Below are 13,659 nucleotides of genomic sequence, written 5' to 3'. Positions count from 1 at the left end.
ACGCCGGCGTTCGGCGAACCCTATTCGACCGGCACGTACTCCCCGCCGCGCCAGACGTACCAAACCCAGCTCTGCCTCGTCAGGTCGCCCTTGTCGTCGAAATCGACGCGGCCAATGACGGTGTCGAATTCCTGTTCGTGCAGTGCCGCGATGACCGCCTTCGGTTCCAGCGAATCTGCCTTCGCGACCGCCTGGGCCCAGACCTGGACCGCGCAGTAGCTCAACAGCGTGTAGCCCGCCGGCTCGAAGTTCTCCGCACGGAACTGCTCCACGATCGCGGCCGCGCCGGCATTTCGCCGCGGGTCCGCCGGGAAGGTGAACAGGGTGCCCTCCGCCGCTGGGCCTGCGATCAGGGCGAATTCCTCGGTCGCCAAGGCATCTCCGGATATGAGCTGAACCGTGTAGCCGCGGTCGTGTGCAGCGCGAGCAATCAGCGCAACGTCGGCATGATACCCACCCACATACAAGGCTGAGACGCCGGCAGTCTGCAACGCAGCGACCTCGGCTGAATAGTCGTCCTTCCCGGGCGCGTATGCGTCGTAGACGGCTTCGGTCACGCCCCGTTTGTTCAGCTGCTTCCTGGTCTCGTCGGCGAGACCCTTCCCATAGGTCGAACTGTCGTGAAGGATCGCAATCTTCTTGTCGCCCCAGCGATCGGCAAGGTAGTTACCGGCGATGAAACCTTGCGCGTCGTCGCGGCCAATGGTGCGGAAGACATTGCGACGGCCCTGTTCGGTCAGCTGCGGATTGGTCGAGCCTGGGGATATTTCGACGATGCCCGCCTCCTCGTACACTTTTGATGCGGGGATCGAGGCCCCGGAGCAAAAATGCCCGACGACGAGCACCACCCCGTCAGCCACCAGCTTCCGGGCGGCCGCGACCGCTTGCTCGGGATCGCAGAAATCGTCGACCGAGATGAGCCTCACTTTCTGGCCGAGCACGCCGCCTGCCGTGTTGACGTCGGCCACCGCCATCTCGGCGCCGCGCTGTCCCTGCTCGCCGATCCAGGCAAGCCGTCCTGTCATCGCAGACGAGACCCCGATCAGCACCTCGGCCCTCGCGGAACCGAACACGGCCGCGAGAACTACGATCGCTATGGCTATAATACGGTGCATGTCTGCACCCTCTTGTAGACATTAGCTTACGCTAATCTTGCCGGAGCCGACAGCCCCTTCGGCAAGCGCGAGGGTTTCGGATGTCATTGCAGTGCAGTTGGCGAATTGATCGTTCACTTGAACGGCGTGTCATAACTTGGTTTGCCGAGGTCGGAATCGCGCACCAAAGCCGGACACCCACTGGCCGGAGTGCGCATCGCGATTTGGGTCAGGTCATGATGATGCTAACGCCGGGCCCGCTCTTGAAGATGCGCAGTCTGAAGCTGCCAGTCCGCTGTCGGGCGCCAGTCCGCTCATCAGAGCATCTGGTCCGCTTCTGGCGCTGAGCGGGCACGTGGGCCGGTACGGCGGTCGTTAGCCGCAGCGTCACATCTCAAGCCCGCCTCGCCAGCAATCTTAGCCACGGCGCCAGATGAAACGCCGCCATCAAAAGATACATCGGCACCATGCCGCTGAGCATCGGGGCTCCGGGGCCGGACATGCACATCATGTCCTGGCCGCCATAGGCAGCGGTCAGCAGCGCCATCATGGCGAAGGTGGGGGCTGCCGCGAGGCAGAGCAAGTCGGCGAGGCCAAAGCCGCGCAGGCCGGCCGGGCGAGGGGCGGGATGGTCGATGCTCATGATCTCCACCTTCCAAACTGGTCTGGCTCTCGGGAAAGATCGGCTCTGGCGGCGCGGGCCACGCCGCCAGAGTCGCTTCGCGCTCAGGCGTTCTTGTTGCGGAACGCCGCCTCGCCGACATCCGACACCTCGACCCATCTCTGGTCGGGGGCGGCGCCTTCCTCGTAATTGTCGTGCCAGTTCCACCACTTGTAGGTCTGGGTCTGCGGATAGCCCTTGGGCGAATCCTCCCACAGCTCCTGGCGGCCGAGCGGGGTGACGTCGAGATAGCTCCACACGGTGCCAAACGCCTCGTCGCCGCGGTTGTTGATGAAATAGGTGCGGAAGATGCGGTTGCCGTCGTGGATGAAGACGTTGTGGCCGTGCCATTGGTCGACGCCGAAATCCTTATCCCAGCTGTCGGTGATGGTGTACCAGGGCATCTTCCACTCCATCCGCTCCTTCAGCCGTTGAATGTCGGCCTGCGGCGCGCGCGAGGCATAGACAAGCGTGGTGTCGCGGGCGTTGAGATGGGCGAGGTTGCCGACCTGGTCGGCGCCGAGCGAGCAGCCGCGGCAGGCGTGCTCCGGCCAGCCATAGACGCCCGGCTCGAAGAAAGCGCGGTACACGACGAGCTGGCGGCGGCCTTCGAAGAGGTCGAGGAGGCTTGCCTTGCCGTTCGGGCCTTCGAACACGTAGTCCTTCTCGACGAGCATCCATGGCATGCGGCGGCGTTCCGCCGCGAGCGCGTCGCGGGCGCGGGTGAGAGCCTTTTCCTTCACGAGCATCTCTTCGTACGCGCCTTCCCAGGCTTCTGGTGAAACGACCGGCGGTGTCTGCATTTGCTGGGTCATTGCTCTTGTCCCATTCTTTCGGTTGGTTGAGGGTGACGCGAACAGACATAGGGCCGGTTGGCGCGATGGTGAGAGTTACAAGTGTGACGCGATTTGATCCGGGCGCCGAGGCAGGCATTGCATGGATTCGCTGATCAATGCCGCCGGCCGCGCGTTGGCGTCGGGCGACCCGCTCGGCGCACTGAAACGCGTCGCGCTGCGCGACGACGCGCCGGCGTTGGCGCTGCGCGGCATCGCGATGGCCCAGCTCGGCGACTTCGCCAAGGCCAAGGCACTGTTGAAAAATGCTGCCCGCGCCTTCAGTTCGAGGGAGACTGTCGCCCGCGCGCGCTGTGTCGTCGCCGAGGCCGAGATCGCCCTCGTCTCGCGCGATCTCGGCTGGCCGGAGAAGGCATTGCGAGCCGCTCGAGCGACGCTTCAGGCGCATGGCGACCGGGTCAATGCCGCCTATGCCGGCAGCCTCGAGGCGCGCCGCCTGATCCTCATCGGTCGCCTCGACGAGGCCGAGCGCCTGCTTGCCGGCTTCGATCCGGCGCCGCTGCCGCCGGTCGCGCGCGTCGCGCATGAGCTTGCGGCTGCGGGCATCGCGGTCAGGCGTCTTCGGACGAAGGTCGCGCGCGCGGCGCTCGGCCGGGCGGCGCTCGCGGCCTACCAGGCCAACATTCCGGCGCTGAGGGCCGAGGTCGAAAGCGCGTCGCTGGTGCTGAACACGCCCGTCGCTCGGCTCGTGGCGAAGGGCTTGGAGACGCCGCTCCAGCTCGACGAGGTCGAGGCGCTGCTCGCATCCGGCGCGCTCGTCATCGACGCCTGCCGCAATGTCGTGCGCAAAGCCGACACGGTCGTCTCGCTGGCGACGCGGCCGGTGCTGTTCGCGCTGGCGCGCGCGCTGGCCGAAGCCTGGCCGGTCGATGCGTCGCGGGAGATGCTGTTGCGGCGCGCCTTCCGGGCCAGGCACGCCGATGAATCGCATCGCGCGCGACTGCGGGTCGAGATGGGGCGGCTGCGCGCCGAACTGAGCGCAATCGCTGAAATCAACGCGACCGCCCAGGGCTTCGAGCTTTTGCCGCTGAATGCCGCCGAGGTGGTCGTGCTGGCGCCGCCTGTCGAGGAGAAGCATGGCGCGGTGCTCGCCTTCCTGGCCGACGGCGAGTCCTGGTCGAGCTCGGCGCTGGCGATCGCACTCGGCGCCAGCGCGCGCACCGTGCAGCGGGCGCTGGAAGCGCTTTCGGCCGACAATAAGGTGCAGGCGGTGGGGCGCGGCCGCGCGCGCCGCTGGATGACGCCGCCGGTGACCGGATTCCCGACCGTCTTGTTACTCCCGGGTCCGCTGCCGAGCGACTAGTCTGCGGCCAATGTTCAGAATGGAGATCGAAAATGAAACGAGCCACTGCCGAGATCCTGCGCGAATACGGCCCCTTTCCCGACGCCGAGCGCGTCAACGGCGTCACCTATGACGGCAAGAATGTCTGGTTCGCCACCGGTGACAAGCTGAAGGCACTTGATCCGGAGAGTGGCGCGATCGTGCAGTCGATCGACGTCGCTTCGCATGCCGGGACCGCCTTCGACGGCGAGCACCTCTACCAGATCGCCGAGGACCGCATCCACAAGGTCGACCCGAAGACCGGCAAGGTCGTCGCGACCATTCCCGCCCCGGGCAACGGCGGCGATTCAGGCATGGCCTGGGCCGAAGGTTCGCTCTGGGTCGGCGAATACAGGGCGCACAAGATCCATCAGATCGATCCTGAAACGGGCAAGGTGATCCGCACCATCGAATCGAAGCGCGTCGTCACCGGCGTCACCTGGGTCGATGGCGAGCTCTGGCATGCCACCTGGGAAGGCGAGGAAGGCGACCTGCTGCGCATCGATCCCGAGACGGGCGACGTGCTGCAGGAGGTGGCGATGCCCTCCGGTGTGTCGGGGCTGGAATCCGACGGCGGCGGCTGCTTCTTCTGCGGCGGCGGCAGCAGCGGGAAGATCAAGGCCGTGCGCCGTCCCGGGTACAATCGGGACAAGCACACGACCATCGGCAAATAGCCGGCTCTGGCGAGCCTTTGTTCGGCGGTGGCGCCTCAGTTTGGACCTCTCCATTGACAAAGATCGGGCCCCTTCGCTCCATTAGGTCTTCCTAAAAAAGGAAGCAGCGATGGCGTACACGTATCGGTGCAAGGACTATCCGGGAATGGAAGCTTGTCCCGGGAGCTTCACTGCAGAAAACGCGGAAGAGGTGATGAAGCACGTTGAGCTTCACGCCAGGTCCGCGCATGGTGAAGACCCTAGCCAATGGTCCAAGGAGGACCGGAAGCAGCTACAGGCGATGATGATCGCGAGCTAGGCGCGCTTCTGGATTAGGCCGCCTCGCGCGCCGGCCGAGCAACGCCCTTGTTTGAGATCTGGCCGGCATTCGGCTCATCGACATGCGCCCAGGCCGGCCGCTCGAACAGGAAGTTGCCGAAGCCGGTGCGCTTGACGATGAAATAGAGAATGACCGGGCTGATCACCGAGACAAGCAGCACCGCGAGGCTGAGCATGCCGGTGTCGGTCAGAAGCCCGCTGGCCAGCGCAAGACCGCGGAAGATCGACATCGGGATCGTGAAGGCGACATAGACGACCAGCGAATGCTCGCCGAGCCAGCGCAGCCATTCCATCGAGGCGAATTTCGACAGGAAGCCGCCGGCCACGCAGAGCGCCACCGCGCCCGCGACAGCCAGCGTAAGATGGAGCGGCGGCCAGGCCGCCAGGCCCATCTGCATGCCGACCGGCTCGATGGCGTAGCCTGGCGAATAGACGAGCAGGCCATTGACGATCGCCCAGGCGAACAGGCCCGCCACCGCGATCGCCGAACGGTCTTGCGTCCACGCGACAAGCCGGAACACCAGCGGGGCCATGACGAAGCCGAGATAGAAGAACACGAAATAGGCGGCGAATTGCGTGAGCGCATAGCTCTCCGAATGCGGCGCCCACATCTGCTGCCCCGCCGCGGCCAAGATGACGATCCAGCGCGGTACGCCGAGTTCGCGCAGGACGCGCGCGACGAGGCCGAACACCGCCAGCATGTAGATGAACCACAGCACGCCGTAAGGCTGGACGACGGCCAAGGCGAGGTCGTGCAGCATTCCGGCGGGATCGCGGCTGAAGATGCCGATCTTGAGCCCGATCGAGATGATCGCCCACAGCACATAGAAATAGAGGTAGTGGACGACGCGCCGGTCGATATAGCGCCGCCACGGCCGGTCGATCACCTGCGACAGGAACAGGCCGGAGATAAGGAAGAATTCCGGCATCCGGAACGGCGTCGCGAAGCCGATGACATAATGCAGGAAGCCGACGCCGCCGGTGTATTCACCGGTGTTGTAGGCCGAATACATCATCACCACCAGGATGATCGAAAGACCTTTTGCCGTATCCACCCACGGCATGCGCACCGAGTTATTCATGAGCAATCTCGAGGAAAAGCACCTGCACAGTAGTATCGGACGGGCCGAACTCTAGCAGCACGAAGCTTCGGATATCGTAAACGCAGCGCTGCTGGTGATGAAAGTCTGACGATTGGTACCCAAGGCGAATCCCGGCAATGGGCGGCGAATTGCCGTTGCGTGCTGCGCAGGCCCTGCAGTGGTTGCGTAAGAGATTATCGATTCAAGGTAGCGGGATGGGCTTGTCACTGAGTGTGCGCAAGTAGGCGATCAGGTTGACCCGTTCGGTCTCGTCCGGGATGCCAGCGATCTCCATCTTAACGCCTGGCGTGGTGAGCATGGGCCCGAAGAGATATCTATTCAGATCTTCATACGTCCACACGCCTTCCCAGGCGAGCAAAGCCTCGGAATAACTCATTTTTGCCATGGATGCCTTGTCGCGGCCGACGACGCTCCACAAGTTCGGTCCCGTCTTGGTCCCTCCCTCAGGCTCGTGATTGTGGCAACCGGCACACAGGCGGGTGAAGGTGGTTCGGCCTTGCTCGACATCGGCAGAAGCCAACTTCATTGAGATCGGAGGTGGTGTTGGCAAGACGACGCCGTGGGACAAGAGATAGTCGGCAATTTCACGTTGCCCCCTGCTCTTGGCCAGATGGAGAGGTGTCTTTCCGTCCCTTGTCTTCGCATTCACATCTGCGCCGGCCTCGACCAATGCCTGCACGCAGTCGAGACAACCGAGAGTGACCGCGAAGTGTAGGGCGTTTTCCCGGTTGCTGTGCGAATTTGGGTTTGCGCCCCCATTCAGCAAAAGCTTGATCAAATCGATCCTGCGCTTTGCCAAAGCCGGCATGAGGGCAGGACCTAAAAGCGGCGTCGGGATGGCATTGACGTCGGCGCCACGCTCTATGAGCAGTTTTGCCGCCGCAAAATGCCCGCCCCTGACCGCAAGATAGAGTGGCGTCATGCGCACGTCGCTCTCATCGCTCTCATTTATTCCGGCGCCCGCATCCAGCGCTGCCGTGATCGCCGCGACGTCGCCGTTCTTCGCTGCGTCGTGAAGGGCGGCGGCGCGCAATTCAATCGGGAAATATGCAAACAGTAGCGCGATGAAAAGCAGGAGCCTGCGCATTGGCACCTCCCCAAGGCAAACCGGAGCACGCAGCATGCTTTTAAGGGCATAAGCATATCTCAAATGCCCCGCGAGAACGAGAGTTTTCAGGAAGACTGGCCATGGCCTTTGCTGCCCTCTGTCAGCGGGCTGTAAGTGCCCGGCCGGATCAACTCGTGCCGTGGCGCGAGCAAAAGGTGGGCTCTTCTGCGCGGGTACCAAGCGTCAGGCTTTCACCGCTAGCCGTCGCTTCGTGCCGTCGTTGAAGCGGTTGTTTCCCGCATCGCCACCGCCACGATTGCGCCCGACAGGAAGGTCAGCGCCGCGATTGCGCCGATCGCCGCGGCGAAGCCGAAGACGTCGGCGATGAGACCTGCCGACAGCGCTCCGATTGCGTAGCCGAGATCGCGCCAGAAGCGGTAGACGCTGAGCGAGCGCGCCCGCCAGGAGGGATGCGATGCGTCCGACACCGCCGCGATCAGGCTCGGATAGACCATCGCCGTGCCGAGGCCGAGCAGCAGGCTCGCCAGCAGCCACCAGCCGAAATCGCGCGTCATGGCGGTAAGCAGGAGCCCTGCGGCCTGCACCCACATGCCGGCGACGATCAGGCCCTTGCGGCCCCAACGATCGCTCAATGGCCCGGTTGCCACCTGCAAGATGCCCCAGACCGCCGGATAGACCGCCTTGAGGACGCCGATGCGCTCGACGCCGAGGCCGTTGGCAGCGAAGAAGAGCGGAAACAGGCCCCAGCTCATGCCGTCATTCAGATTGTTGACCAGGCCGGCCTGCGAGGCCGCGAACAAATTGCGGTCGCCGAACGACGTCAGCATGAAGATCTCGCGGAAGCCGAGGGCCGAAGCCGCTTTGGGATGGTTGGCCAATTCCAATTGCACATGCTCACGCGTGTCGCGCACGAGCAGGATCGACAGCGCGGCGCCAAGCACCGCGTAACCGACGCCGAGATAGATCGGCACCGGACGCAGCCCGTAGCGGCTGGCCAGATAGCCGGTGAGGAAGGCGGTGACGCCGACGGCGAGGTAGCCGGCGAACTCGTTGAGGCCGACGGCGAGCCCACGCGATTTCGGCCCGACGAGATCGACCTTCATGATCACGGTCATCGACCAGGCGAACCCCTGGTTGATGCCGAGCAGCGCGTTGGCGGCGACGATCCAGCCCCAGCTCGGCGCCCAGATGATGATGAAGGGCACCGGCAGGCCGAACAGCCAGCCGAGGATCAGCACGCGTTTGCGGCCCCATGTGTCGGCAAGCTGGCCTGAGACGAGGTTGGCGCAGGCCTTGACCACGCCGAAGCTGACGATGAAGGAGGTGACGAGCGTGGTGGAGGCGACGCCGAATTCCTCGGCGCCGATCAACGGCACAACGGTCCGCTCGATGCCGACCATGCCGCCGACGAAGGCGTTGATCAGCACCAAGAGCGCGAACTGCTTCCAGTTGGCCTTGAGGCCGAGCGCGACGCCAGGCGCCGCTGCGCTCAAGACTTCGCCCCGGCATTCGCGGCCCGGGTCCGGGCGGCGTCCGGCGGCGGGGGAGGGATGTCGGCGGTCATGGCGGCGACGAACTGATCCTCGTCCTCGATGCGGAAGGCCTTGTTGAAGCGCCGCTCGAAGCCGATCGTCGATGTCGGCTTGCCGCTGAGCGAGCGGCCGCAGACCGAGCCGGAATAGGCGCCCGGCAGCACCTCGATGTGGTCGGGCAACTCCTTGAGGCGCCGCACGCTGGCATAGAGCACACGCGCCCCGTCCTCGGCGCTCGAGGCAAGCTCCGTGCGGCCGAGATCGCCGACCATCAGCGTGTGTCCGGTGAGCACGAACCAGGGTTCGGCCGACCGCGTCCGGTCGGTGACCAAAAGGCTCAAATGTTCCGGCGTGTGGCCCGGCGTATGCATCACGGTCGCACTCACGTTGCCAAGCTCCAGCACCTCGCCGTCCTTTACGCGCCGGAACGGGAAGCCTGCTTCGGCGCCTTCGAACAGCACGTATTCGGCGCCGGTCGCCTCGGCGAGCGCCCGACCGGCCGAGATATGGTCGGCATGGATATGCGTGTCGACGACATAGAGGATGCGCATGCCTGTGGCATTCGCCGCCTCGACATAGGGCGCGATGTCGCCGACCGGATCGACGACGGCCGCGGAAGCCTTGCCGCCGCAGCCGAATAGATAGGAAGCGGCAACCGGGTCGGTATGCAGGAACTGCCTGAGGATCATCGCCTTTCCTCCGAACGGGCAACTGGGCCGGGCGAGCCGCCGGCTTGACGGCAGGCCGAAACTATCATTCAATCATTATATTGAATGACGATGCGTCGCTGAAAGGCCGATGTCAATCCGCAATCCGAAACAGGCGCTTTACGAGCAGTTCGCGATCGTCGCCAAGGCGCTCGGCCATCCGGGGCGCCTGGAAATGATCGAGCATCTGGCGCAGGGCGCTCGCAGCGTCGAGGCGCTCGCCGCGAAGCTCGGCCAGCCTGTCGCCAATATTTCGCAGCATCTGCAGGCGCTTCGCCGCGCCGGCATCGTCTCGGCCGAACGCGACGGCAAGTTCGTCCGCTACGCGCTCGCGGACGAGAGCGCGCTCTCCGCTTTTGCATCGGTGCGCGCCGTCGCCGAGCGGCGGCTCGCCGAAGTCGACCGCATCGTGCGCGGCTATTTCGACGCGCGTGACGACGTGCGGCCCGTGGGGCGCGACGAACTCCAGGCGCTCATGCGCGACGGGCTGGTGACGCTGATCGACGTCCGACCGCCAGACGAGTTCGCGCTGGGCCACGTGCGCGGCGCGATCAATGTCCCGCTGGGTGAAATCAAGGCCTGGTCCCACAACGCCGACACCGGCCGGGAAATCGTCGCCTACTGCCGCGGTCCCTGGTGCGTGATGTCATTCGAGGCCGTGGCGACACTACGCTCGCTTGGCCATTCCGCGCGCCGCCTCGAGGACGGCATGCCGGAATGGAAGGCTGCCGGCCTGCCGGTCGAGATGGCCGCCTGATAGTGTGGCCAAGCTGATAGTCAGCGTTCGGGCAATCCCGCCAGCTTCAAGCCTTCGGCCACCTGGTTTGCCCATCCCGGGGTGTTGTGGAAGACAGGCAGCGACCGGAATCGCTCGATCGTGAAACTCGGCTGGGCGGCCATGAGCTTTTGCGCTGCCCAGCGGGCGGTCACCAGGTCGCCGTTCATCGCCGACCAGGCGGCGAGGTAGCGATAGGACGTGATGATGTCGGGGTGGGCGGCGATAACCCCCCGGGCGATCGCGACGGCCTGGGACAGGGAGCCCGACTTGGCCAAGGCGTAGCCCATTCCCAGTCTCACGGCGAACGCGAACGGATCCATTGGGCTCAACGCCATCGCTCGCTGGAACCATTCCGAGGCGCGGGCGGCTTCACCCTTATAGATCGCGATCCAGCCGCGGCGCGCCCATGCCCACGCATTGTTCGGATCAAGCGCGAGCGCCTTTTCGATGAAGGCGGCGGCGCGCTCCTGGTTACCGCCCATGCTCAATGCCGCGCCGGCGGCGGTCAACGCGGTTGGATCATCCCCGATCGAGCCCGCGGCTTCGACCGCCGCGAGCGCCTTTTCCAACTCGCTTTCCGGGTTCTCGGCCCACAGAAACACAGCGTTCGAGGCGTGGCACCATGCTAGCAACGCATGCGCGCGGCCATAGGCCGGATCGATGGCGATCGCTTTCTTGAGCAGCTCTATTGCCTGGTCGTTAGTGTCCTTGCGGCGGCCCCAGATGTTGGGATAGGCGCGCATGACGAAATCATAGGCGCGCAGGCTGGTTGGCGGCTTGCCCCTGGCAAGCTCGATCTCGGCGCCGCGGATGGCTGGATGGATGGCGCCGGCCACCTGCGCCGCGATCCTGTCCTGGAACTCGAAAACGTCCTCGGTCGCGCCCTCGTAGCGCTCGGACCACAATTGTGTCCGGGTCTCGGCATCGACCAGCTGCACGGAAATGCGCAGACGGTCCCCGCCCCGCCGCACGGTGCCTTCGACCACGTAGTTGACGCCAAGCTCCCGCCCGACTTCGCGCACGTCGGCGAAGCGCCCCTTGTAGGTGAAGGCGGACTGGCGCGCGATGACGAAGAAGTTGCGGATACGCGAAAGCGCGGCGGTGATCTCCTCGACGACGCCGTCGGCAAAATACTCGTCCTCCGCCCCGCCGAGATTGTCGAAAGGCATCACCGCCACCGAGGGCTGGTCATGTGACCTTGCCGGGATAGAGACAGGCTGAGGCGGCTGGGCCGTGTCGCGCGTGGGCACTGCGTGGTGACTTCCGTCCCGCGACTGAAGCGACGCCGCCAGTGCGTTGGTCTGCGCCTCCGGCTCCACGTCCAGATGCTTCTTCAGCAGCGCTCGGCAGGACTCGAACTGGCGCCGGGCCGCATTTTCGTGACCTCTGGCGGCGTGGATTCGCATCAACGCCCGATGGGCCGCCTCTGCGGTCGGGTCCGAGGCGAGCAGCCTTTCCGCGAGCCGTTCGCAGGACGCTTCATCCGTTGTTCCGGCATCAGGCAGCGCGAGGCTAAGGCGTTCCACCAGTTGCAGCGCCTTTTGCCGGTATCTGACCTGATGCGGGCTGAACCATTCATCCAGGCCGTCGGGAATGACCTCGCCTGCAAGCACGTCGCCACGGTAGAGTTCGGCGGCGAGGGCGAGGTCCGCCGTTCCGCTTTCGGCGAGCTTGCGCTCGAAGAGCCAGATATCCGCTTCGTCCGGGCCGGCCGTCAGCGCGACCGTTTCCTGATCCCCCTCGATGGAAATGGCCGCATTGCCGTCGGCGGGAAACCAGCGCCTGATGTCGGCAAGCGCCTGGCGGAGGCTGTTGCGTGACTGCGCATCGCCGCGTCCCGGCCAAAATCCTTCGGCAAGCCGTTCGCGAAGGTGGCCCCGGCGGCCTGCCAGGACCAGGGCAGCAAAGAGAAGCGCGGATTTGCGCGTGGCGAAGCGGACGGGCTGGCCGTCTGCGGAAGTCACTTCGAGGCCGCCAAGCAACCGGATGCGCACGATGCCCTCCGAAGTTCGAACGCGCCGGCAGAATAGCATCTTCGCCAGTCGATTTAACGCGGATTTAACAGCGGCCCACCGGGCTTCCCCCAATGGTTCACGCCTGGCTGAACAATCGCAAATCGCGTGTGTGACAAGCTGCGACCGTAATCTGGAACGGGAGAGCAAAATGGCTCATACGGAAGCTCACACGGAGACCCGCGCATCGAAACACTGGCTGCTTGGGGCGGCGTCGAAGACCATGGCGGCATCAGTCGCTGCCTTCACAGCCTGGCGGCGCACCATTGCAGGGCGCAGGGCGTTAGCAGACCTGACGCCCGATCAGTTGAGGGATATCGGCCTTTCGCAGCCCCCGGCACCAAAGTTCCTCGTTAGCGTCGGCGTCGGCCTGATGACGGATCTGATGTCAATGAGATGAGGCGGATCCGGATAAACGCTTGCGCAACGCAGCGTTCCGACGCCGGTACCGGCGTCGGGATTAGGTTGCCAGGCTTGGGGTTGGCGTGCCGGCAGCATCGAACTCGAACGTGCCACGGCATCGACAAGCTGGTATATTCCTCGACACTTTCTTTAACCGGGCGGAGGTTCACAATGCCTGCGCGTTTTTATTCGCTCTTGCTGATATTCCTTTTGGCTGCACCCAGCGCCTTCTCGGAGACGCTGAAGCTTCCGGACAATCTGACGGGATTCAGTTCCCCATCGGGAGAGAGCTTTCTTGACGAGAGCACGGCGAAGGAAGCCTATTTCCCTCTGGCGAGCAACTTTCTCACACAAAAGACCCAGGCCTATTGCGGCGTGGCAAGCATCGTCATGGTGCTGAACGCGCTCAACGTTCCTGCGCCTGCGGTGCCCGAATACGAACCCTATAAGACGTTCACGCAGGACAATGTCCTGAACGAGCGTACCGAGGCCATTCTTCCTCGCCAGGTCCTGGACAAGCAGGGAATGACGCTCGATCAGATCGGGGCCATTCTTTCCACTCAGCCGCTCAAGGCCGAGGTCCGCCATGCGTCCGACGCCAGCCTCGAGCAGTTCCGGACCCAGGCCAGTTCCTTCCTCTCCAAACCCGGACACTTCGTCATCGTCAACTATCTGCGCAAGGCAATGGGCCAGGAGAAGGGCGGGCATATATCTCCGCTGGCCGCTTACGACGAGAAGGCAGACAGGTTCCTGATCCTCGATGTGGCGCGCTACAAATACCCGCCGGTGTGGGTGAAAACGGCCGACCTGTTCGGAGCGATGAACACCGTCGACAGCGACAACGAGAACAAAACCCGCGGATATGTGCTGATATCGTCGCCTTCGGGAGAGTAGTTGAGCTCAACTTGCCACTGAAGCGTGCACTCTCGCACAGGAGCGACGGCTCCGGCCGTTTGGTGTAGGATGTAGCTTATATCTAGCTGATTGGTGACGCGGGCATTTCTCGGGTCCGAGGGTGCCATGGATATGCTCGAAGCAGTCGCTCTCGGCGAGCCTCGATAACCGACGGAACATCAGTCCGATGGAGCGACATTTCGCTGGGCTCGGTGCAGGTGAGCTGTGTCATCCTGACCG

13 protein-coding genes and 1 pseudogene are annotated in these 13,659 nt (G+C 64.3%); 6 read left to right on the top strand and 8 right to left on the bottom strand.

Annotated features, from left to right (window positions below):
• Positions 1 to 20 precede the first annotated feature (20 nt).
• The 3 genes and pseudogenes from EN874_RS05525 to EN874_RS05515 form a co-directional block, all read right to left on the bottom strand.
• Positions 21 to 1,115 carry a branched-chain amino acid ABC transporter substrate-binding protein gene (locus tag EN874_RS05525; protein ID WP_127424354.1) on the bottom strand — a complete coding sequence of 365 codons (1,095 nt, stop codon included), beginning with the start codon at positions 1,113 to 1,115 and terminating at the stop codon, positions 21 to 23.
• 373 nt (positions 1,116 to 1,488) lie between these two features.
• Positions 1,489 to 1,683: pseudogene (locus EN874_RS05520) on the bottom strand (hypothetical protein); the annotation flags it as partial.
• 137 nt (positions 1,684 to 1,820) lie between these two features.
• Complete coding sequence (locus EN874_RS05515) at positions 1,821 to 2,570, bottom strand: DUF899 family protein (protein ID WP_127424353.1); 750 nt, start codon at positions 2,568 to 2,570, stop codon at positions 1,821 to 1,823.
• 121 nt (positions 2,571 to 2,691) lie between these two features.
• Between EN874_RS05515 and EN874_RS05510 the strand changes: the two genes are divergently transcribed.
• From EN874_RS05510 to EN874_RS05500, 3 genes are all read left to right on the top strand, one after another.
• A complete protein-coding gene (locus EN874_RS05510; RefSeq protein ID WP_127424352.1) occupies positions 2,692 to 3,912 on the top strand; it encodes a helix-turn-helix domain-containing protein in 1,221 nt (406 codons plus the stop codon).
• A 32-nt stretch (positions 3,913 to 3,944) separates the two neighbouring features.
• Entirely contained in the window at positions 3,945 to 4,604 is a 660-nt protein-coding gene (locus EN874_RS05505; RefSeq protein ID WP_127424351.1) for a DUF5074 domain-containing protein, read from the top strand.
• A 109-nt stretch (positions 4,605 to 4,713) separates the two neighbouring features.
• Positions 4,714 to 4,902, top strand: coding sequence for a DUF1059 domain-containing protein (locus EN874_RS05500; protein ID WP_127424350.1), 189 nt, complete (start codon positions 4,714 to 4,716; stop codon positions 4,900 to 4,902).
• Between the two features lie 13 nt (positions 4,903 to 4,915).
• On the opposite strand, the gene EN874_RS05495 is transcribed toward EN874_RS05500, so the two are convergent.
• The 4 genes from EN874_RS05495 to EN874_RS05480 form a co-directional block, all read right to left on the bottom strand.
• Complete coding sequence (locus EN874_RS05495; RefSeq protein WP_127424349.1) at positions 4,916 to 6,004, bottom strand: acyltransferase family protein; 1,089 nt, start codon at positions 6,002 to 6,004, stop codon at positions 4,916 to 4,918.
• Positions 6,005 to 6,206: 202 nt separating this feature from the next.
• A complete protein-coding gene (locus EN874_RS05490; RefSeq protein WP_127424348.1) occupies positions 6,207 to 7,112 on the bottom strand; it encodes an ankyrin repeat domain-containing protein in 906 nt (301 codons plus the stop codon).
• 218 nt (positions 7,113 to 7,330) lie between these two features.
• A complete protein-coding gene (locus EN874_RS05485) occupies positions 7,331 to 8,587 on the bottom strand; it encodes an MFS transporter (protein ID WP_127424347.1) in 1,257 nt (418 codons plus the stop codon).
• Entirely contained in the window at positions 8,584 to 9,315 is a 732-nt protein-coding gene (locus EN874_RS05480; protein ID WP_127424346.1) for an MBL fold metallo-hydrolase, read from the bottom strand. Before EN874_RS05480 ends, EN874_RS05485 begins: the two co-directional genes overlap by 4 nt.
• A 109-nt stretch (positions 9,316 to 9,424) precedes the next feature.
• Here EN874_RS05480 and EN874_RS05475 point away from each other — a divergent pair, with 109 nt between their 5' ends.
• The gene (locus EN874_RS05475; protein WP_127424345.1) at positions 9,425 to 10,090 is read left to right on the top strand and encodes a metalloregulator ArsR/SmtB family transcription factor; all 666 of its coding nucleotides are present in this window, start codon (positions 9,425 to 9,427) and stop codon (positions 10,088 to 10,090) included.
• A 20-nt stretch (positions 10,091 to 10,110) separates the two neighbouring features.
• Here EN874_RS05475 and EN874_RS05470 read toward each other — a convergent pair whose 3' ends face one another.
• Positions 10,111 to 12,105, bottom strand: a complete 1,995-nt coding sequence (locus EN874_RS05470; RefSeq protein WP_245513484.1) for a BTAD domain-containing putative transcriptional regulator — start codon at positions 12,103 to 12,105, stop codon at positions 10,111 to 10,113.
• Positions 12,106 to 12,274: 169 nt separating this feature from the next.
• Here EN874_RS05470 and EN874_RS05465 point away from each other — a divergent pair, with 169 nt between their 5' ends.
• On the top strand, positions 12,275 to 12,523 hold the full coding sequence (locus tag EN874_RS05465; RefSeq protein ID WP_127424344.1) for a DUF1127 domain-containing protein: 249 nt from the start codon (positions 12,275 to 12,277) through the stop codon (positions 12,521 to 12,523).
• Positions 12,524 to 12,696: 173 nt separating this feature from the next.
• Positions 12,697 to 13,419 carry a phytochelatin synthase family protein gene (locus EN874_RS05460; RefSeq protein WP_127424343.1) on the top strand — a complete coding sequence of 241 codons (723 nt, stop codon included), beginning with the start codon at positions 12,697 to 12,699 and terminating at the stop codon, positions 13,417 to 13,419.
• Positions 13,420 to 13,659 lie beyond the last annotated feature (240 nt).

Source organism: Mesorhizobium sp. M1D.F.Ca.ET.231.01.1.1, assembly GCF_003999155.2.
Classification (GTDB): domain Bacteria; phylum Pseudomonadota; class Alphaproteobacteria; order Rhizobiales; family Rhizobiaceae; genus Mesorhizobium.
Note: the sequence above shows the minus strand (reverse complement) of the source record. Positions and strands in the feature narration are given on the sequence as shown.